The following is an 18,826-nucleotide window of genomic DNA, read 5'->3' as shown; positions in this document are numbered from 1 at the left end:
GCCAACAGCCCGGGCGTCGTCCTGGCCAGCGGTGGCCGTCAGGTCCGCGACACCGAGTTCGCCGTCGTCCGCGCCGGCCTGAACTACAAGTTCGGCTCGTACTAGGACCCGCGGGGCTTTTAGGTTCGGCCTGAGCGTCTCCAGCCCCGATCACCTGACCGTTTTCGTTGAGGCAAACCCTGAGGAGAAATCCTCGGGGTTTTGTCGTTTGCCCCCTAGTTGTCAGGGCCCACCGCTAAACGCTTCAACAACTCACCTCACCGGTCCGCGTGAGGCTGCAACTGCCGAGTGACCCCGTGAGGGCGATAGCGATGCGCTACCGCCTCCGGCTTCTGTGCCGGGCACGCATCCGGTAGGCCGACCTAGAAAGCTGATGCGTCGGCCACGATGTGCCGGGCAGCAGGCGCCCGTGGCGTCAGCGAGGGCGTGGTCGTCAGCTCGGAGGCCGGGCGCACTGCGGCGGTGGCACGGGCCTGCTGGCGATAGAGCGTCGGCGTGATGTTGATGCACTCATCGGCCATCGCGGTGCCCACCAGGGTGACGGACGACAGGGCGGCAAGGACGAAAGTACGTACGGTCATGATGTCAGTTCCTCTGATGGGCCGGGGCCTGCCCCGTTGCTTGAGAGGAATATGTTTCGCAGCGCACCATCAATCAAACAGATATCGTCAATAGCAGGTATTGACGGTGTCGATGATAATAGCTCATCGAGTCAGTTGAGCTGCGCCCTGGCCTTCGTGATCCGGATGCCTGTCTTCCGTCGGTCCAGCCGCAGCCCGATGACCGCGAGCTTGGGCGCGAGGCCGGTCATGGCCTCGCGGAGGTGCGCTACGTCCCGCCAGCCGCCCGCCGCGGCGACAACACCTTCGTCATGCCGCCCGGGTGTGGCGAGGGCTTCCAGCGTCCTCACGATGACGGGTGTGGTCCCGATTCCGCCCGCCGGCCCGACGATCATCTGCGCCTCCGCATCGACCTTCCACAACCGGCCGGCGGGCGGCCGGAACGCCGGCTGCACCTGCCCCTGGAGCGCCCTGACAGCCGCCGCCGCGATGACCGCGGCCTCGGCTCGCATCCTCTCGGCCCGCATCCGGTTCGCGGCCTTGTTGGCGGCGGCGGCCATCGCAGCGTAGTCGACCCTGCCGTCCTCACGATAGAAAAAAACGGGATGGGGCGAGGTCATTGAAGCGTCGGTGCTGGGATGGGTGGCAAATCGATCAACACCTACAGGAAGGTCGGATCGAATAGGGATACTCGACACTTGTGGCTGGAAGACACCGGGAGGAAGAGCATGGGAAATCGACCCACGATCGGCGTGATCGGCGCGACGCTGGCAGGGCTTTGCCTCTACGCTCCAACCGGCGCATCGGCTCAGGCTCCGGGGACCTACACGTACTCATCCGGCAAGACGACGGGCACGATGGTCGTGACCGACGTGTCCGCCTGCGAGCAGAACAACGCCCTGGGCTGCATGTCGGCGGCCCGCCCCCTCAAGGTGTCGATCCGGACGCTCAATGGCGCGAGCAGCAACGATTGCGATCTTGACGCGATCGAGGAGACAGCCGGACGCATCTCGAGCGAGGCTGGCTTGCAGGCGGTGCTGGTGATCCAGGACGAGCGCAGCAAGGGTAAGCCGAACCTGTTCATCACATTCGCTAAGGGAGGCGCGGTGGTAAAGCCTCAAGGCGAGAGCGGCGGGATCGGCTGCGGAGCGGGCGTCGGTTACGACGGACGCTGGCGGCGTAAGGGCAAGTGAAGCCCTTACGCGTCAGGCCTCATCCCTACGGGCGCTACGCCGCTGCCCAGGACAGCTTGTCGCCGGTTTGGCAGAAGATGTTCCGCGTCTCGCCGGCTCGCACGTAGATGCGGGCGCCGTTCACCGCGTCGGGCGCCTTGCCGATCGCGACGTAGCAGTCGACGGAGGCAGTGATTTCGAACCCCGGATAGGCCGGCGCCGGGGAGCCCTTCGTATCGAGGGACGAGGGGGCGATGTTCACCGTCGTGCCAGCGGCAGCGAGCGTTTCGGACCACGCGACGGCGCCCAGGAGGGCGACGTTCTGCGGGGCGCTAATGAACCCGCAGGCAATGTGGACACCTTGCAACGACATGTTCGAACTCCTGTCTGGATGAAGAAAAACCGCCGAGGTGCATCACCCCGGCGGTGCGTCCGTCGCCCCCGATCCCCCGGTCACGTCGGAATGGTTCTTGAAGTGCCGACGTGTAAATCTTGACCATTTTGCAGTTTTCACCGCGCGGGGCTGGAGATTTACTTCCCGTTGTTGGATTGTCGGCGAAACCCTCTGGAATGATGCCCCGCTAGTGCCGGACGGAACCTCTATTACGTCCGGCAATTCTGGAATTTCTAGGCGCGGTGCCCCGGGGCCTTTGCGACCTCACGGGCGGGGCCCACGGCTCGCGTCTCGGAGCGGGGCCGGCGGTCGCCCCCCTGGGGGGCGACCGCGTACACGTCCGGCACGTTGAGCGTGTCCACCAGGGAGGCCGGCGCGACGCCGTGCTCGGCCGGCAGGAACTCGATCACCTCGTAGGTGCGCTTCCGGGTGAAGACGCGGAGGTGGTGCGCGTTGGGGAGCATGAGCGAGCCGGACCCGTCACCGCGCGTGACGATCTTCTCCTGATGACCGGCGGCGTTGCCGGTGTCGTCGCACCAAAGGTCTACCGTCTCGCGGCGCAGATCCTCACGGGGCCGGCCCGGGAGTGCCCTGAAAGCCTCGACGCCCGGCAACGGGCCGTTGCCGGCTTCCGCCAACGCCATGTTGGCGGCGACGGTCGCCCGCTCGGCCTCGGTGCGTAGGGCGAGGATCGCGCGGGCCCGGGCCGCCATGTCGGGAAGGTCACGCTCTACGGCCTCCCGGAACGCGGCCTGCGCCGCCGTGGCGGTCTCGACCGTCTTCGCCAACGCGGCCTTGGCCCTGGCGTCATCGATGGCGGCCGTCTGGGCGGCGAGGCGGTCCACCAGCACCTTCGCGCGGTCCAAACGGATCGCGGCGACCCGGCGCTCGTCGTCCAACTTCTTCAAGCCCTCATCCGTCGCGCCGAGCAAAGCCCCCCGATAGGCGGCCTCGGCTTCCTCAATGCCGGCCTCGGCGGCGACGAGTTCGGCGGCGGCGGCGTCGCGATCCTCGGCGAGCTGCGGGGCCGGCGCCGGGGCATCCTGACGGGCGCGGATCAGCAGCGCCTTGAATTGTCCGAGCTTCGACATCGACTTAGGCCTCCCGAGTTGGTGTGGAGAGGCCGGCCTGCGCGTTCACGATGGCCGTGATTTCGGCCCATGAGAAGGCCGTGGGCTGTGTCGAGGGGGCGAAGGCCGCGGGCTCGTAACCGCTGAAGGATGCGGGCTCGCGAGTTCCGTTTCCGTCCTGGCCGAGGACACCAACCCGCGAGTCGGAGCCATAGGGATGGCCGGCGGTCGCGGCGTCGAAGCCCTCCCGGTATCCACGGTCGTAATTGACGGTCTTGGCAGCATCGAGCTGCGCTGGCGTGATGGTCATCGGTCAGCTCGGGACTTGGAGGGGGCGGCGTCGCGCGCGAGGCGATCGTGGAGCGCGTCGGCGACAAAATCGGAGACGGGGACCCTGCGGACCTCGGCGGCGAGGCGTACGGCCAAGGCGAGGTTCGGAGGGACACGAAGGTGAAGGCGCCCCCGCCGCTCAGGGGCGGCGTCCACGGCGGCGGGAGAGGGCGGGGGCGTCTTCATGAGGGGCATGTTGCCCCGCCCGGTCAGGGCCCGTCCCGGGGCAGAACGTGCAGAAGTAGTAGTACCGTGCGCGCGCGAGGACAGGAGATGTCCCCAAATTTGGGGACATCTCCGTTGCGTCAGGATGCGGCCTCCCTGCCCCTCATCCAGTCATCGAGCCCGGCGGGGTCGACGCCCCATCGGCCGCCGGCCTTCCAGGCCCAGCCGCCCGGCTTGCCGTGCCGCCTCAAGGTGTAGACGGAGCACTTCGCGATCCTCGCGGCTTGCTTGATCGGGATGCACTGCGGGCTCCGGAGCGCCGGGGCCGGCTCATTGCTCGGGAGGCGGCCGAGCTGGTCGCAGAGCCGGTAGACCTCGGCCTCGCGATCCCGAAGGACAGCGCGAAGGGCATCGACCTCAGCGCGGCCGGCCCGGATGCGCGCAACCAGGCCGGCGGAGTCGTGGCGCGGCGCGGTCATCGGGCGACCCCCCGGGTGGAGGCGGGCAAACGAAACGAAATCGACTTTCTGACCCACTGGAATTTGCGCAAGGGCCGGGTTGCCTGTGCACCGCGGCTCTCGAAACCGCTGGGGAGGACCCGCGATGTTTCAGTGGCGCACCCGCCAGTCGTCACAGCGGCCCCGTCACCGGCCGCGCCCGTGCGCCCGGCCCGGAGGAACGACCCGACCCGTCGCGCCCGCCCACAAGGCTCCCAGCGCATCGTAGAGCGGCGACGAAGGGGGCAGAGCGGGCGAACCGGGGAGGGCGGGGACGTCTGCTCAGATTTGAGCACACCCCTCTCCGCATTCTCGACGCCCCATTCGCCACCCCTCGCAACAGGGGAGAGGGCATCGAGGGCAGGATGGGGCACGGGGTACATCACCCTCGACGTCGAGGGGGGGCGCGCATCAGGCGCGGCTCCCCAGTTCGCCCGCGCTCGCGGGGGAGATGCAAGGGTGCAAGACCAGGCACCTGCCGCGGCAGGATGCGGTGTCGGTCCTCCAGCTTGAAGAACGATCGTGGTTTGCGTCGAGCTGCCCGCGTCCACCGGCATGGTGTCGGGGATCGACGACTGGGCGTCGACCCCGCCAAGGCCAGGCGAGGGCGCGTGAGACTGGAATGTGTGCGCAGAGAGAAAGAGTACGGGCGACAAATCTGTCTCATCGGTCTCACGGTGCCGGATCATCGAAGGGCCTCCCGGGCTCGCTCAACGTGGTCCGCCTGCATGTCCTTCGGCAGGCGTTTGAAGGTCGCCCGGGACATCTCCAGGGCGATCCAGGGGGCGAGCTTCTCGACGGATAGGGCACGGGGGGTCCGCGTCTTCCCGGTCGCCTGCCGTTTGACCCTGAGGGCGGCGGCCTTCGCGGCCTTCGCCTGGCGCTCGTGCTTCGCCGCGTTCCATCCGACCGGCCGCACGTACCGCAAGCCGAGGCGCCGGGCCTCGGCGATCCGGACGTTGAGGCGCCGGCCGATGGCCACCGACGTGTACCTGGGCGGGTTGGGGAGGATGCGGGCCACTGCGTCCTCGATGTCGGCGCCGGTCAGGCGCGGGCAGTTCTGGGCGACCCACTCGGCGACGGCGAACATGAAGCCGGCAGATCCGCACTTCGTCGCGAAGTGCGGAAGCACCTCATCGAGGTAGATGATGGCGTCGTCCGTCGCGCACGGCCCCTGGTGCCGGTCCTGCACGATCCGCGTGATCTCGATGACCCGCATCCGCGCGGGCATGACGGCGTCCGGATGACGATTTCCCAGCAGGGGGAGCTGGCCTGCAACCTTTCGAGGTGCTACAGGTTTCATGAAGTGAGTATGGTCTGGGTGAGCGCCCGGGTTGTTCTCGACAAGCGAAAGTCCAAGACCCTGCGGTGTGCGCCGTGGGGTCTTTTCGTTTTCCAGTCGAGTAAAGGCGCCCCGCTTCGGGGCTGTGTTCACAGTGTTCCTGCCTCCCGATGTGCGTCATGAACACGCTTCATGAACGCGTGGTGAAGTAGAGTTCTGGCGCAAAGCCATGCCGGTTGCCTGTCGACCCCTTGGCGCATGAGCGTATGCTGGAACTCGCGGGTCTCCTTGGCGCAGACCTTGCCCAAGTCGCCCGAGTACCCGTGGGGGAGCCGGTCCACGACCTCGGCCAGCAGGCCCCCGTTACGATGAAGCGGGAACGGGACGACGTCGGCGGCGACGGCCGGGGACAGGTCGCGCTCCGGGCCAACGCGCTGGCGCTGAGGGGCCCGGGAGCGGCGGGCGCCTTTAAGGCGTCCCGTCGCGGCTCGCTCGGCCGGCGTCGGCTTCCTGGGGGATCTCTGGCGCTTCTTCGGGGGGATCGGCGGTAGCGGCAGGCCAGCCGCGTCGAACAGGTCGCCGTCCATCAGCCTGCCTCGAAAACGCTATCGAGCAAATCGGCTGATGCTTCACCAGTAAAGGATGCTGGGCTATAGAGATTGCCATGTGAGGCGTGAATAGTGATTCCGAGGGCACCCGCTTTGACTTCGTACTGTAAGAATGGCTCCTGATGCTGGGAGGACATACGCTCCAAGGCACCTGACTCCCGAAGTGCGGCGCCTAGCAATTCACCTACGGCCATTCTGTCGCTAGTGTTCATGCTGCTTAGATTTGCCTCAACTGCAACAAGATTTTTCACGATATCGGTAATGCTATCATTCATAGACATATCCTCAGTTAAGTTTCTCTTGGCGCTCGATCCAATTCAGAATCGTGCTTTTCCTGGCAGTTACAGTTCCACCGAGCTTGAAGGCTGGAAGACCGTGCTTTTCAGCAGCATGATAAACCCGGCGCCGATTACTTTCGGCGGCCCGCTCGTCCCCGGGCATCCCGTAGATAAATCGGGCGATTTCATCGGCCCCATGAAGGAGATCGCTCGCGAGCGGAGCGCCTCCGTTTGACGTCGCTTCCCGTGACACTCATGCCCTCCATCGGATTAAGTGTGAACTCACGCTAATTATCACCAAAAATTAGCGCAAGTGCAAACTTGAACTCTTATGGGATGTTCGGTAGGATTTTTGGGGGCATCACGGAACCGATGGCATGGCGAGTTACGCAGCAGTCGAAACAGCACTCGCGCGACTGCACGACGCAAATCCGGAAGTTCAGCGCGGTGCGTTTCGAGGTAGATTAAAGCATCTACAGCGTCTTGGCCTTCCGCTTGGAGAAAAGCCAGGGAAAGGCTCCCGAATAAACTACGATGCCCAGCAAATATGGCAACTCGCTGTTGCTCTAGAGCTGGCAGAATTTGGCATAGATCCAACAAAAATTGTTCTTATTATCAAACATCAGTGGCGAGAATCAATTTCTATACGCATAGACGAAGCATTAGAAAAATTCGGAGAACGCGACGAGACTCTAGAGCTATATGTTTCGTTCATGTCATCTGCTTGGACCGGCAGGGAAATTCAAGGCGGTGGGATGCCGGCTTCAATCTATCCCAACTTCGTGCGCCCACCGACACGCACAAACAGAAGATCAATTATTATAAACCTTAGAAGCATGGTGGAAGAACTAACTCAGCATTTTTCAGACCTCGGCGTCGACTTAAGTGAGGAATGATCATGGCGACGATACGCAAAAGAATACTTCCGAGCGGGAAGCAAGTCTGGCTGACATCGTACACAGATGGAAGTGGGGAACGTCGGTTCAAACAATTCCCGACCAAGAGGGAGGCGGACGCCTTCCTGACTCGGGCTAGAAGCGAAGTCACAACGGGAATTCACGTCCCTGACCGTGCCGCCAGCACTGTAGACCAAGCATATGCGCTCTTAATCACGGCTCTGGAGGCGGACCAGGCGGCAGGGGCTACGCTGCACAACTACCGGGTCTATTACCGTGGCCACGTGAAGCCCTACCTGGGCGCGCGGCTGCTGCCAAAGCTGCATCCGGCCGACGTGGCGGACTGGCTGGAGAAGATGAAGGCGGACGGCCGCACCGACGACACGTGCCGGCGAGCGCGCATCGTCCTCGGGGCCATCTTCGATGAGGCTATCCGGCGCCGGCTGGCCTACAGCAACCCGGTTCGGTCGTTGCGCACGCGCCGGAAGACGCGGCGGGCGGAGATCAGGCAAGCGGAGGATACCGTCCGGATTCCGGAGCGGGAGGCTGTACGCGTCATGCTGGCGGCAGCGGGCGAAACGGACGCGCTGTTCCTCATCGCGCGGGAGCGGACGGCCACGGGGCTACGCACCGTCGACGTGCGCCGGGCCGCCGCAGCACACCCGATCAGGGCATTGCGCGCCTTCCGGGCCGAGCACGCCGGTCTTCAGGTCGAAGGCTTCCATCCGACGCCCTGGTTGCGCCCACTGCTGGCAACGATGGCGCTCGCCGGCCTACGGATCGGGGAGGCGAGGGGGCTCGATTGGAAACGAGTGCGGCCCGAGGACCTTCAGGTGAGGGAGGCGGTCGACCGGTACAATGTCCGAGACGCCGTCAAGACGGTCGCCGCGCTGCGCAGCGTGCCGGTAGGCCCGCAACTGGCCACGATCCTGGCGAATTGGAAGGCCAGAGGCGGGCGGGCGTCGGGGCTGGTCTACCCATCCGAGAAAGGCACGCCGCTCGGCTATCCGAACATCGTGAACCGACAGATCGCGCCGCTGCAAATCGCGCTCGGGATCGTCGGCGCAGACGGGTCGCCCCGCTGGACGGCGCACAGCTTCCGGCACTTCGCCGTCAGCTTGTGGATCGATGAGGGAGCGCACATAAAACAGGTCAGCGAATGGGCCGGGCACGAGTCGCCCGAGTTCACCCAACGCGTCTACGGTCATTTGTTCGACGCCGGCCGGACGGATCGCCGAGCGGTTACCGCAGGCGAGCTTTCGGTTCTTGGCGCGGTGGAAGCTGCAACACCGACGCAACACGGCAACGACAACGCTCAGAAAACTGAAGCGACAGCAACAGCTTAAACGACCGCAAAGGCCGCCTTCTAAGCGGCAGGTCGTTGGTTCGAGCCCAACCGGGGTCGCCGACACGTCGTACGCCGGGTCGAGGCCGCGGTGGATTGCCTTCGCGTCGGCCTACAGCAGCGTCAGGGTCGCCAGCGGGAGCCAGGCTTCCTGGCGCTCGCCATCGACATCGCCGTCCACGAACCAGGCGCACAGGGCCAGGTCCCCCTCGATCCGCTCGACGGTCAAGGTCGCCTCGTTGTCGTCGGACGCGACGAAGTCGCCGGCCTTGATGCTCACGGATGCAGCCTCATCGAGAAGTGTAGTTGAGGAAGTTTGATAGAGGATGGATACTTGCACCGCGGGGATGGATACTTGCACCGAAGGAGATGCGGACCCGCCGCGGAGCATGCGCCGGCCGGGACCCGTCCCGGTCCGGCCACCACGATAGCATCGCGGAACACCGGTGCAACGGTCCGCGCGGCGGCCCGCTCCGCAGGACGGGCATGCCGGAACACCAGGGGAGGTCGGACGGTTCGGACCACCAAAGAAGGAAGCCCTCCATGAAGACCGTCACCGTCGCGGACCTCATCGTCGAGACCCTGGAGCAGGCCGGGGTCCAACGCATCTACGGCCTCGTCGGCGACAGCCTGAACGCGCTGACCGAGTCGCTGCGGGCGCGCGAGACCATCGACTGGGTGCATGTGCGCCACGAGGAGGTCGCCGCCTTCGCCGCCGGGGCCGAGAGCCAGATCACCGGGGACCTCGCGGTCTGCGCTGGGTCCTGTGGACCGGGCAACCTCCACCTCATCAACGGCCTGTTCGACTGCCATCGCTCGCGGACCCCGGTTCTGGCCATCGCGGCGCATATCCCGTCCGCCGAGATCGGCTCCGGGTACTTCCAGGAGACCCACCCCGAGACCCTGTTCCGTGAATGCAGCCATTACTGCGAACTGGTCTCGGACCCTTCGCAGCTGCCGCAGGTGCTGGAGAACGCCATGCGGGCGGCCATCGGCCTGCGGGGCGTCGCCGTCGTGGTGATCCCGGGCGATGTCGCCCTGAAGGACGCGCCGGAGCGGGGCGTCGCGCCGAATCCCGGCCTGATTCCGCCAAAGCCGATGGTGCACCCGGCCACCCGCGAACGCGATGCGCTCGCCGATCTGCTCAACGGATCGAGCCGCGTCACCCTGTTGTGCGGTCGGGGCTGCGCCGGGGCCCATGCCGAGTTGCTGCAACTCGCCAAGGCCCTGAAGAGCCCCATCGTCCACGCGCTCGGCGGCAAGGAATTCGTCGAGTACGACAACCCCTACGATGTCGGCATGACGGGGCTCATCGGCTTCTCGTCAGGCTACGCCGCGATCATGGGCTGCGACACCCTGCTGATGCTCGGCACCGACTTTCCGTACCGGCAGTTCTACCCGACGGATGCGAAGATCGCCCAGGTGGACCTCCGCCCCGAACAGCTCGGCCGCCGGTGCAAGCTCGATCTTGGCCTCGTTGGCGACGTGAAGGACACGATCGCGGCCCTAATGCCGAAGCTCACGCCCAAAGACGACCGCAAGCATCTCGACGCCGCGCTCAAGCACTACGCCAAGGCACGCGAAGACTTGGACGACCTTGCTACCGGTGCCCCGAAGAAGGGTTGGTTCGGCCTGAAATCCGCAAAAAGCCCGATCCATCCGCAATACCTCACCAGGCTCCTGAGCGAGGCAGCATCCGAGGACGCGATCTTCACGGCCGATGTCGGTACGCCGACGATCTGGGCCGCGCGCTACCTCAGGATGAACGGCAGGCGCCGGCTGCTCGGCTCGTGGGTCCACGGCTCCATGGCCAACGCCATGGCGCAGGGGATCGGCGCGCAGGCGGCGCAGCCCGGACGTCAGGTGGTCTCCCTCTCGGGCGACGGCGGCTTCACCATGCTGATGGGCGACCTCCTGACCCTGCGCCAGGAGAAGCTGCCCCTGAAGGTGGTGGTGTTCAACAACGGCACCTTGGGCTTCGTCGAGATGGAGATGAAGGCCGCCGGCTACATCGAGACGGGGGTCGCCCTCGACAACCCGGATTTCGCCGCCATGGCCCGGGGCGCCGGCATCTTCGCCGTGCGGGTCGAGGACCCGGCGGAGTTGGAGGCGGCCGTGGCGCAGGTCCTGGCCCATGACGGCCCGGCCCTCCTCGACGTGGTGGTCGCCCGCCAGGAACTGTCGATGCCGCCCAAGATCGACGGGCAGCAGGTGAAGGGGTTCAGCCTCTACGTGATGCGCGCCGTCATGAGCGGGCGCGGGGATTCGGTCCTCGACCTCGCCAAGACGAACCTGCTTCGCTAAACCGGAACCGTCGATTCGAATGTTTCCAAGGTGGGCGGCGTCCCGGCGCCGCCCGCGAACAGAAGAAAAACGCCATGCGCATCGGGCTGTTCGTGCCGTGCTACGTCGATGCCTTCGAGCCCGAGGTGGGCATCGCCACCCTCGAGCTGCTCGAACGCTTCGGCCTCGACGTCCACTACCCGTTCGACCAGACCTGCTGCGGCCAGCCGATGACCAACACCGGCTGCCACGCCGAGGCCGCCGCCACCGAGGCGCTGTTCGTGAAGAACTTCTCGGGGTTCGACTACGTTGTCACGCCGTCGGGCTCGTGCGCGCATCAGGTCCGAGAGCACCTCACCGCCATTCCGCAGACGGACGACGTGACGGCCGTGCGGTCGAAGACCTTCGAACTGGTGGAATTCCTCCACGACATCCTGAAGGTCGAGGAATTTCCCTGGGCCGAGTTCCCGCACAAGGTCGGCTACCACTCGAACTGCAACGCCCTGCGCGGCATCCACCACGCCCGGCCGTCGGAACTGAACAAACCCTATTACTCCAAGCCCCTCGATCTTCTCGGCAAGGTCAAGGGCATCGAGATCGTCACGCCGTCCCGCCCCGACGAGTGCTGCGGCTTCGGCGGCACCTTCTCGGTGTTCGAGCCCGCCGTCTCGGCCAAGATGGGCTACGACAAGGTCACGGACCACGCCCAGGCCGGCGCGGCCTACGTCGTCTCGGCCGATTCCTCCTGCATGATGCATCAGAAGGGCTGCGCCGCCCGCCTCGGCACGCCCCTGAAGTTCATCCACATCGCCCGCATCCTCAACGGAGCCGCCGCATGAGCATCGAGAATCAGGGCCTGCGCGAGACGGCGCCCGAGAGCGACCACGGCCAGGACGGTCGCCGCCTCCAGCATGCGGAGGCGGCGACGAAGCCTGTCGCAGTGAAAACGTCGGCAGTGAAGACCGCCCGCGAACCGCAGCCGCGCGGCGCCAAGATCCGCGGCGACCGGCCCATCGATCAGGCCGCGGCCGCCGAGCGCTTCCTCGCGGCGCCCCTGCATCAGAAGGCGCACGACGCCCGCCTGTGGGACCTGCGCGGCAAGCGCGACGTCGCCGCCTTCGGCATTCCCGAGTGGGAGGAGCTGCGCGAACTCGCCTCGCAGATCAAGACCCACACCCTGTCGAACCTCGACCGCTACCTCGAGGAGTTCGAGGCCAACGCCCGGGCCAACGGCGTCCACGTCCACTGGGCGGCGGACGGCGCCGACCACAACCGCATCGTCCACGGCATCCTCAAGGATCACGGCGCCAAGACGCTGATCAAGTCCAAATCCATGCTCACGGAGGAATGCGGCTTTCGGCCATACATGGCCGGCACCGGCATCGAGGTCATCGAGACCGACCTCGGCGAGCGCATCCAGCAGCTCGACAACGAGGAGCCGAGCCACGTCGTCGTGCCGGCGGTGCACAAGACCCGCTTCGACGTGGCGGAAGTCTTCGCCCGGACCATGGGCACCGACCCCGAGAACGACGACGCCCACTATCTGGCGGAAAGCCAGCGCATGCACACGCGGCCCCTCATCCTCGACGCCGATGCGGGGATGACCGGGTGCAACTTCGCCATCGCGGAGACCGGCACCGTCGTCACCTGCACCAACGAGGGCAACGCCGACCTGTCGGGCAACGTGCCCAAACTCCAGATCCACTCCATCGGCATTGAGAAGCTGATCCCGCGGATCGAACATCTCGGCGTGTTCATCCGCCTGCTGTCGCGCTCGGCGCTGGGCTCGCCCATCACCCAGTACACCTCGCACTTCCGGGGTCCGCGCGCCGGCACCGAAATGCACATGGTGCTGGTCGACAACGGCCGCTCCGAGCGCCTCGGCATGGAGGAATTCTGGACCTCGCTGAAATGCATTCGCTGCGGCGCCTGCATGAACACCTGCCCGGTCTACCGGCGCTCGGGCGGCCTCTCCTACGGCGCCACCTATTCGGGGCCCATCGGGCTCATCATCGACCCGACTTTCAACAAGCGGAAGTATTCGACCCTGCCGTTCTCCTCGACCATGAACGGCTCCTGCACCAACGTCTGCCCGGTGAAGATCAATATCCACGAACAGATCTTTGCCTGGCGCAAGGTGCTGGCCGAGGAGCACCAGATTCCGTTGCTGAAACAGGGAATGATGAAGGCGGCCGGGCAGATCCTGAGCCGGCCGGCGGCCTACCGCGCCGCCATCGGCGCGGCCGACTCCGCCCTGCGAACCCTGCCGCGCTTCGCCGTCTACAACCCCCTCAACACCTGGGGGAAGGGACGCGAGATGCCCGAGACCCCGCGCCAAAGTTTCCACAGCTGGTACAAGCAGAACCGCATGACCCGGCAGGACGGCTCGAAATGAGCGCCCGCGAAGACACCCTCGCGCGCATCCGGAGGAACCGGCCGGCCGGCGACCATCCCCTGCCGGACGTGCCGCTGTTCCCCCCCCTCGTCGGCAACGACCGCGTGGCGGAGTTCGGCGAGCGCCTGAAGCGCATGGGCGGCCGAATCGCCGCTCCGGTTCCCGGCGAAGACCCGTTTGCTGCGGTGCGCGAACGCCTCGACACGGCGACGGTCATCGCCTCCGCAGTGACGGAGATCGCCGGCAATCGCGATCTCGGAGCAGTGGCCCGCCCGCAGGACCTCGCCGACGTGGATGTGGCCATCGTGCGCGCGGTGTTCGGCGTGGCGGAGACCGGTTCGGTGCTGTTCACGCAGGACGAGTTGAGGGTGAACGCCGTGGCCTACCTCGCCCAGCACCTCGTGGTGCTGCTCGATCCGGCCGACATCCTGGTCAACATCCAGGCGGCCTATCGCCGGCCGGATTTCGGCCGTGCCGCCTACGCCGTGCTCCACACCGGCCCCTCGGCCACGGCCGATATCGAGGGCGTGCTGATCCACGGGGCGCAGGGCGTGCGCTCCCTCACGGTGATCCTGCTGCCGCGATCCTGAACCGCCCCGCAGGGGGAGGGCAGGGGATGAAAAGCGCATAGCCGCCCGGACGAAGAGGCGTAATCCTTGCTAGCTTTCGAGGCACAAAGGAAGGAGCTTCCATGCGCTACACCCTCGGCTGCAGCCTGTCGTACAACATCCTCTCGGACACGACCTTCATCTTCAACCTTGAAGTCGCCAAGCTGCGCAGCCTGGAGATCTTCAGTGAATCCCTGATCCTGACGCCGAACCTCAAGCGCGACGTCTACACGACGCCGGATCTCCTGAACCGCTATCTCGGCGTCAACGTGCCGATGGGGCAGTTCTCCCTCGAATACAACGCCGAGGTCGAACTCACCGTCCACCGCGCCGACCCGGCGACCATCGACGAGACGCCGATCGGCCAACTGCCCCTGGACATCCTGCCGTTCCTGCTGCCGAGCCGCTTCGTCTCGTCCGACCGCCTGACGCCCTTCGCCCAGGCCGAGTTCGGGGCCCTGCCCAAGGGGCACCAACGCGTCAACGCCATCTGCAACTGGATTCACGACCACCTGACCTATCAGCCCGGCACCAGCGACGGTGAGACCACCGCCGACGAGAGCCTGCTCAAGCGCGCCGGCGTCTGCCGCGACTTCGCGCATATCGGCACGGCGTTCTGCCGGGCGCTCGGCATCCCCGCCCGCTTCGTGAGCTGCTACGCCCACGGCCTCGTGCCGAGCGATTTCCACGCGGTGTTCGAGGCCTATCTCGATGGGCGCTGGTGGCTGTTCGACGCCACGCGTCAGGCCGATCTCGACGGGCTGGTGCGCATCGGCGTCGGGCGAGATGCCGCCGAGATCGCGTTCTCGACGCCCTACGGCAACATGCAGCCCGTCAACCAGCAGATCCGCATCGTCCGCTCGGATGGCCTCGGCAGCCCGCCCCAGCGCACGGTGGACGCCATCTCCACGGAGGTGCCGGCGCCGCATGCGGGCGCCGCCTGAGGGTCGGGGATCCGGCGGGGTCGATCGGTATCCGTCCGCGTCATCGGCGTGGCGCCGACGGATTTCAGGAACTCTTAAAGCGAACGCGTCAAGGCTCGGCCGGCGAAGACGAGAGCGGGTCGCCCGAACCCGGCCGGGAGGACACCATGCGGACGGCCCTGGAGCAGGAGGCGATGGTCTCGAGACCGTATCCCGCCCGCGCAAGCGGCCCGGTGGCCACGACCCCGTCGCCCCTGTTCCTGCCCGCGATCCTCGCCATCCTCACGGTCCTGCTCATCGCGAAGACCGTCGAACTGACGGGGCAGGACCCCGGGCGGATCACCCCACTCATCGATTTCGATGCGTTCCGTAGCGCTGGCCGCCTGGTCTGGCGCGGTGAGATCGCCCAGGCCTACCACTTCGCCACGATGGTGGAGGCCCAGCGCATCCTCGGAGCGCCCGACGCCTTCCTGCCCTGGACCTATCCACCGGTCTTCAACCTCGTGGTCGCGCCCTTCGCCCACCTCCCGCGCGGGCTCGGGTACCTCCTGTTCACCGGCGGAGCCCTGGCGGCCTACATCGTGGTCCTTCGGCGATTGGCGCCGCAGCATCTCGGCGCGCTCCTCGCACTGCTGTTTCCGGCCGTGGCCGTCACCATCGCGTGCGGCCAGAACGGTTTCCTCAGCGGCGCCCTCGTGGGCACTGCCTGCCTCTTCCTCCGGCGTCGCGACCCGCGGGCCGGGCTTCCCCTCGGACTCATGGCGATCAAGCCCCATCTCGCCGTCGGCTTCGCGCTCCACGCCGCGTTGACCCGGGACTGGCGCACGGCCGGCACCGCCGCCGGCGTCGCCGCCGCCTCGGCCGGCCTCGCCACCCTGATCCTCGGCCCATCCGTCTGGGCTGCGTTCCTCGACGGCGTCGCCGAGGCACGCATCTTTCTCGAACAGGGGTTCTACCCCCTGTTCCGGATGATCTCGGCCTATGCCGTCGTGCGGACCCTCGGGGCGCCGGCGTCTGTGGCGATGGCCGCGCAGGTCGGCGTGGCGCTGTTCGCCCTCGGCCTCGTGGCCCTCGCCATCCGTCGCCGGATGCCCACCGCCCAGGTGATCGGCCTGACCGCCGTGGCGAGCCTTCTGGTCAGCCCCTACGCCTACGATTACGATCTGCCGATCCTCGGTGTCGGGCTGGCCTTGCTCGCCCCGGACCTCCTGGCCCTCACCACGTCACGCGAGCGGATGGCGGTGTTCGCCCTCGTCTGGGTCGCATCCGGATGGGGCCTGGTGATGACCGGGTTGCTGCGGTTCTGGTACGGCGAGGACCGTATGCCGCTCGGGGCCATGCCCCTCTCGCTCGGCGGTCTGGCGCTGATCACCCTCGTCGGCCTGATCTGGCAGGTGCTCCGGCGCCGGCCCACCGACCGCGACGTGCCGACGTCGTAGGGCGTGGCAAGGTCCTTTCGGCTCGGACGATGGCTCGATCGAATCGGAGCCGGGATCGGATTGCGTCAGAAGGAGGAAATCCCCCGGGTGCGCCGGAGACCGGCTGGTGCGCCCGTGTCCTGGGACGCGACGGCGACCGCAGGGGACACCGGAGCGGACGCCTCCGTGGGTGCGGCCGGAGCCGGAACCTTACCGACCCGCTCGATGCGCACGCCGGCATAAGCGCCCCGGCGCCAGGCCAAGCGGACGAGGCAGAGAAAATCCCGGCCGATGATCCGCAACATGAACACGTCGGGCAGGACGCAATCGGCCGGAATTCCGATCCGCGCCCCGGACTTCGAGACATCCTTCACCGTGCACGGCAGTTCCGTTCCATCGCGAAACCGGATCGTCGCGATCCAGTTGGTCTCGCTCCTCGCTTCGCGCCGCGCCACTTGGGTCGCGCTCTCCGCACTCGCCGTCACGCGCACTTCTCCGCGTCAAATCAATCTGACGCAGAGTACAGTCGAGAGCTTTACGGATCGATACCGCGCGGCACAATTCCGATCACGCATCCGTGATCAAGAGGCACTGACCTGCAGCATTCGAAATCGAACTTAAATCGAAGCTCTAATTCGGCTTGATTGTTCCACCGGGAAGCGTCCCCGGGCTGGAGGCCTGCTTCTCGGGGTTCTTGATCTGGCTATAGGCGACGCTGGAAAAGCTTCCGATGACAGCATGCCAGCCGATTTTTCCATAAGCGGGATCGTCGCGGCCGGCCTTGCAGAAGGCCGTGGTGACGCCGTTGACGATGTCGTCGTCCTTGGCCCCCGGGGCCGCCGCCTTGATCCGGGGCAGCAGCGCGTCGAGGCGCGGGATGAAGTCCGCCGGGGTCAGACCCTTCAGGGCCTCGGCCGCGCCCGCCGCGTCGAGGGCCCGGGCGAGTTCGGGCTGGGCGATCTCGGCGCACGGCGCGCTGCCGGCCAGCATGGTCTGGGTCTTCTCGCGTGCCGTCGCCACGACACCCCGTTCCGTAATGACGGGGGCGCTGTTGCCCCAGGCATTGCGGATGTAGTCCGTGACGTCGGCCACCTCCGTGTCGGTCATGCCGACACCGATGGCCGGCATCGGGGCGTAGCCGTTCTGGGCCGCGAGCCCGCCGAGGATCACCCGGATCACCGTCTCGGGGCCCTCTGCCTGCACTGAGGTGTTGCCGGCCAGCGCCGGGATCGCCCCCTCGACGCCCTTGCCGTCGGGCTTGTGGCACGATGAGCAGTAGCTGAGGTACGTGCCGGCCCCCGGCGCACCGGCGGCATTGAAGGCCTGGAGGTCCTTGGTCTTGTAGCTCTCCTTGGCCTTCTGCGTGCGCAGATACGCGACCATCGCCTTGAGGTCGGCGTCCGTCATCTTGGACAGGGATTCCTGGATCGTCTGGCGCATGGGTCCGGCGGCGACGCCGGGGCGGTCGCCCGGGGCGGTGCCGGTCTTGAGGTAGGTCACCACTTGTTCGTCGGTCCAGGCCCCGATGCCGGTGTGATCGTCGGGGGTGATGTTGGGCGCGTACCAGCCGTCGATGACGCCGCCGCCGAGCTTGCCGGCGAGGCCGCTGTTGCCGACGATCTTGTTGGCGTTGTGGCACATGCCGCAATGGCCGAGCCCCTCGACGAGGTAGCCGCCGCGGTTGACCTCGGCGCTCGCCTCGGGGTCGGGCTTGAACTCGCCCGCCGTGAAGAACGCCGTGCGCCACGTGATGAGGGCGGTGCGGATGTTGAACGGGAACGGGATCTCGGAGGGCTTGCGCACCTCGCGGACGGCTTCGAGGGACTGCAGGTAGGCAAAGATCGCGTCGGAATCCTCACGCGTCACCTTGGTGTACCAAGCAAACGGAAAGGCCGGGTAGAGATACGACCCGTCCTTTGTGATGCCGTCGTGAAAGGCGCGGTAGAACTCGTCGGCGCTCCAGTTGCCGAGTCCCGTCTCCTTGTCGGGCGTCAGGTTGGGCGTGCGAATCTTGCCGATGGGCGTATCGAGCACGTAGTTACCGGCGAATGGCTTGCCGCCGGGGGCGGTGTGGCAGGCAACGCAGTCGCCGGCGGTGACGAGATACTCGCCGCGCTTGATCAACTCGGCGTTGGCGTCCTGCGCATTTACGGGGAAGACTGCGGAACACAGGAGGAAGCCGGGACCGAGGCCGAGGGCGACGAGGCGATGCATCACACCTGTTCTCCGCGCAATCTGAAAAATGGAATTATATTAACTCATGGCTCGGGAACGCGACGGTTTCCGGCATTGTTCCGCTACCCGACACGGGTGGTTTGCCGCAGGCCGCCTACGCCCCGGTGGCATCCCACAGGCGCAGGCCGAGTTCGGTGGCATGGGCCAGGAACGCGGCGAGGAGGCAGACCGCAACCGTCCACCACGCCGCCCCCGTCAGCGCCGCGCGCACGGCCAGCATCAGGGCCGCACCCGAGGCGAGGTTGAACAGCAGTGGGCGCAGGGGCACCCGCCGGCCGCGCCAGAGCGCGAGGGCGAGGGCTTCGCCGACGACGAGGACCAGGATGGCATCGATGATATGCCCGGAGGCGAAGAACCAGGCCATCGC

General features: G+C 66.5%; 23 protein-coding genes, 1 tRNA gene and 1 pseudogene. 12 read left to right on the top strand and 13 right to left on the bottom strand.

Features of this window, described 5'->3' with window-relative positions:
- Nucleotides 1-105, top strand: a pseudogene (locus tag ASF28_RS22735) (porin family protein); the annotation flags it as partial.
- Nucleotides 106-362: 257 nt separating this feature from the next.
- Here the strand turns inward: ASF28_RS22735 and ASF28_RS19680 are convergent.
- Together ASF28_RS19680 and ASF28_RS19675 are read right to left on the bottom strand one after the other, a co-directional pair.
- Nucleotides 363-581, bottom strand: a complete 219-nt coding sequence (locus tag ASF28_RS19680; protein WP_200912704.1) for a hypothetical protein — start codon at nt 579-581, stop codon at nt 363-365.
- A gap of 131 nt (nt 582-712) precedes the next feature.
- The gene (locus ASF28_RS19675) at nt 713-1,180 is read right to left on the bottom strand and encodes a hypothetical protein (RefSeq protein ID WP_056096760.1); all 468 of its coding nucleotides are present in this window, start codon (nt 1,178-1,180) and stop codon (nt 713-715) included.
- Nucleotides 1,181-1,258: 78 nt separating this feature from the next.
- Between ASF28_RS19675 and ASF28_RS19670 the strand changes: the two genes are divergently transcribed.
- Nucleotides 1,259-1,753, top strand: a complete 495-nt coding sequence (locus ASF28_RS19670) for a hypothetical protein (RefSeq protein ID WP_157085666.1) — start codon at nt 1,259-1,261, stop codon at nt 1,751-1,753.
- A gap of 34 nt (nt 1,754-1,787) precedes the next feature.
- Here the strand turns inward: ASF28_RS19670 and ASF28_RS19665 are convergent, their stop codons facing one another.
- The 7 genes from ASF28_RS19665 to ASF28_RS22730 form a co-directional block, all read right to left on the bottom strand.
- A complete protein-coding gene (locus ASF28_RS19665) occupies nt 1,788-2,105 on the bottom strand; it encodes a hypothetical protein (RefSeq protein WP_157085665.1) in 318 nt (105 codons plus the stop codon).
- Nucleotides 2,106-2,359: 254 nt separating this feature from the next.
- The gene (locus tag ASF28_RS19660) at nt 2,360-3,217 is read right to left on the bottom strand and encodes a hypothetical protein (protein ID WP_056096753.1); all 858 of its coding nucleotides are present in this window, start codon (nt 3,215-3,217) and stop codon (nt 2,360-2,362) included.
- Nucleotides 3,218-3,221: 4 nt separating this feature from the next.
- Nucleotides 3,222-3,506, bottom strand: a complete 285-nt coding sequence (locus ASF28_RS19655) for a hypothetical protein (RefSeq protein ID WP_056096750.1) — start codon at nt 3,504-3,506, stop codon at nt 3,222-3,224.
- Nucleotides 3,507-3,831: 325 nt separating this feature from the next.
- The gene (locus tag ASF28_RS19650; protein ID WP_157085664.1) at nt 3,832-4,170 is read right to left on the bottom strand and encodes a hypothetical protein; all 339 of its coding nucleotides are present in this window, start codon (nt 4,168-4,170) and stop codon (nt 3,832-3,834) included.
- Between the two features lie 703 nt (nt 4,171-4,873).
- A complete protein-coding gene (locus ASF28_RS19645; RefSeq protein WP_056096744.1) occupies nt 4,874-5,419 on the bottom strand; it encodes a hypothetical protein in 546 nt (181 codons plus the stop codon).
- Between the two features lie 200 nt (nt 5,420-5,619).
- Entirely contained in the window at nt 5,620-6,057 is a 438-nt protein-coding gene (locus ASF28_RS19640; protein ID WP_056096742.1) for a hypothetical protein, read from the bottom strand.
- Nucleotides 6,057-6,353 carry a hypothetical protein gene (locus ASF28_RS22730; protein ID WP_157085663.1) on the bottom strand — a complete coding sequence of 99 codons (297 nt, stop codon included), beginning with the start codon at nt 6,351-6,353 and terminating at the stop codon, nt 6,057-6,059. Before ASF28_RS22730 ends, ASF28_RS19640 begins: the two co-directional genes overlap by 1 nt.
- A 25-nt stretch (nt 6,354-6,378) precedes the next feature.
- Between ASF28_RS22730 and ASF28_RS22725 the strand changes: the two genes are divergently transcribed.
- From ASF28_RS22725 to ASF28_RS22715, 4 genes are all read left to right on the top strand, one after another.
- A complete protein-coding gene (locus ASF28_RS22725; protein WP_157085662.1) occupies nt 6,379-6,591 on the top strand; it encodes a hypothetical protein in 213 nt (70 codons plus the stop codon).
- A 142-nt stretch (nt 6,592-6,733) separates the two neighbouring features.
- The gene (locus ASF28_RS22720) at nt 6,734-7,252 is read left to right on the top strand and encodes a hypothetical protein (protein ID WP_157085661.1); all 519 of its coding nucleotides are present in this window, start codon (nt 6,734-6,736) and stop codon (nt 7,250-7,252) included.
- Entirely contained in the window at nt 7,249-8,598 is a 1,350-nt protein-coding gene (locus tag ASF28_RS19635; RefSeq protein ID WP_056096739.1) for a tyrosine-type recombinase/integrase, read from the top strand. The genes ASF28_RS22720 and ASF28_RS19635 overlap by 4 nt, the downstream gene beginning before the upstream one ends.
- Nucleotides 8,583-8,657, top strand: a tRNA-Ser gene (locus tag ASF28_RS22715). Before ASF28_RS19635 ends, ASF28_RS22715 begins: the two co-directional genes overlap by 16 nt.
- A gap of 52 nt (nt 8,658-8,709) precedes the next feature.
- On the opposite strand, the gene ASF28_RS23065 is transcribed toward ASF28_RS22715, so the two are convergent.
- A complete protein-coding gene (locus ASF28_RS23065; protein ID WP_187272950.1) occupies nt 8,710-8,877 on the bottom strand; it encodes a hypothetical protein in 168 nt (55 codons plus the stop codon).
- A 263-nt stretch (nt 8,878-9,140) separates the two neighbouring features.
- On the opposite strand from ASF28_RS23065, the gene poxB reads away from it, so the two are divergent.
- The 6 genes from poxB to ASF28_RS19605 all read left to right on the top strand — a co-directional run bounded on the left by poxB (nt 9,141) and on the right by ASF28_RS19605 (nt 16,245).
- Entirely contained in the window at nt 9,141-10,901 is a 1,761-nt protein-coding gene (poxB, locus tag ASF28_RS19630; protein ID WP_056096736.1) for a ubiquinone-dependent pyruvate dehydrogenase, read from the top strand.
- 74 nt (nt 10,902-10,975) lie between these two features.
- Nucleotides 10,976-11,719, top strand: a complete 744-nt coding sequence (locus ASF28_RS19625; RefSeq protein WP_056096733.1) for a (Fe-S)-binding protein — start codon at nt 10,976-10,978, stop codon at nt 11,717-11,719.
- The gene (locus ASF28_RS19620; RefSeq protein ID WP_056096730.1) at nt 11,716-13,275 is read left to right on the top strand and encodes a lactate utilization protein B; all 1,560 of its coding nucleotides are present in this window, start codon (nt 11,716-11,718) and stop codon (nt 13,273-13,275) included. The genes ASF28_RS19625 and ASF28_RS19620 overlap by 4 nt, the downstream gene beginning before the upstream one ends.
- Entirely contained in the window at nt 13,272-13,865 is a 594-nt protein-coding gene (locus ASF28_RS19615; protein ID WP_056096727.1) for a LutC/YkgG family protein, read from the top strand. The genes ASF28_RS19620 and ASF28_RS19615 overlap by 4 nt, the downstream gene beginning before the upstream one ends.
- 101 nt (nt 13,866-13,966) lie before the next feature.
- A complete protein-coding gene (locus ASF28_RS19610; protein WP_056096724.1) occupies nt 13,967-14,827 on the top strand; it encodes a transglutaminase-like domain-containing protein in 861 nt (286 codons plus the stop codon).
- Between the two features lie 146 nt (nt 14,828-14,973).
- Nucleotides 14,974-16,245, top strand: coding sequence for a glycosyltransferase family 87 protein (locus ASF28_RS19605; protein ID WP_056096721.1), 1,272 nt, complete (start codon nt 14,974-14,976; stop codon nt 16,243-16,245).
- Nucleotides 16,246-16,310: 65 nt separating this feature from the next.
- Here ASF28_RS19605 and ASF28_RS19600 read toward each other — a convergent pair whose 3' ends face one another.
- The 3 genes from ASF28_RS19600 to ASF28_RS19590 all read right to left on the bottom strand — a co-directional run bounded on the left by ASF28_RS19600 (nt 16,311) and on the right by ASF28_RS19590 (nt 18,823).
- Complete coding sequence (locus ASF28_RS19600; RefSeq protein ID WP_244475089.1) at nt 16,311-16,709, bottom strand: PilZ domain-containing protein; 399 nt, start codon at nt 16,707-16,709, stop codon at nt 16,311-16,313.
- A gap of 145 nt (nt 16,710-16,854) precedes the next feature.
- Nucleotides 16,855-18,438 (bottom strand): c-type cytochrome, encoded by a 1,584-nt coding sequence (locus ASF28_RS19595; protein ID WP_056096714.1) that lies wholly within the window; start codon nt 18,436-18,438, stop codon nt 16,855-16,857.
- 115 nt (nt 18,439-18,553) lie between these two features.
- On the bottom strand, nt 18,554-18,823 hold the full coding sequence (locus ASF28_RS19590) for a hypothetical protein (RefSeq protein ID WP_056096711.1): 270 nt from the start codon (nt 18,821-18,823) through the stop codon (nt 18,554-18,556).
- Between the last annotated feature and the right edge of the window lie 3 nt (nt 18,824-18,826).

The organism is Methylobacterium sp. Leaf99 (assembly GCF_001422375.1).
GTDB lineage: Bacteria > Pseudomonadota > Alphaproteobacteria > Rhizobiales > Beijerinckiaceae > Methylobacterium.
The sequence above is the reverse complement of the archived record's forward strand: the minus strand, read 5'-3'. Positions and strand labels throughout refer to the sequence as shown.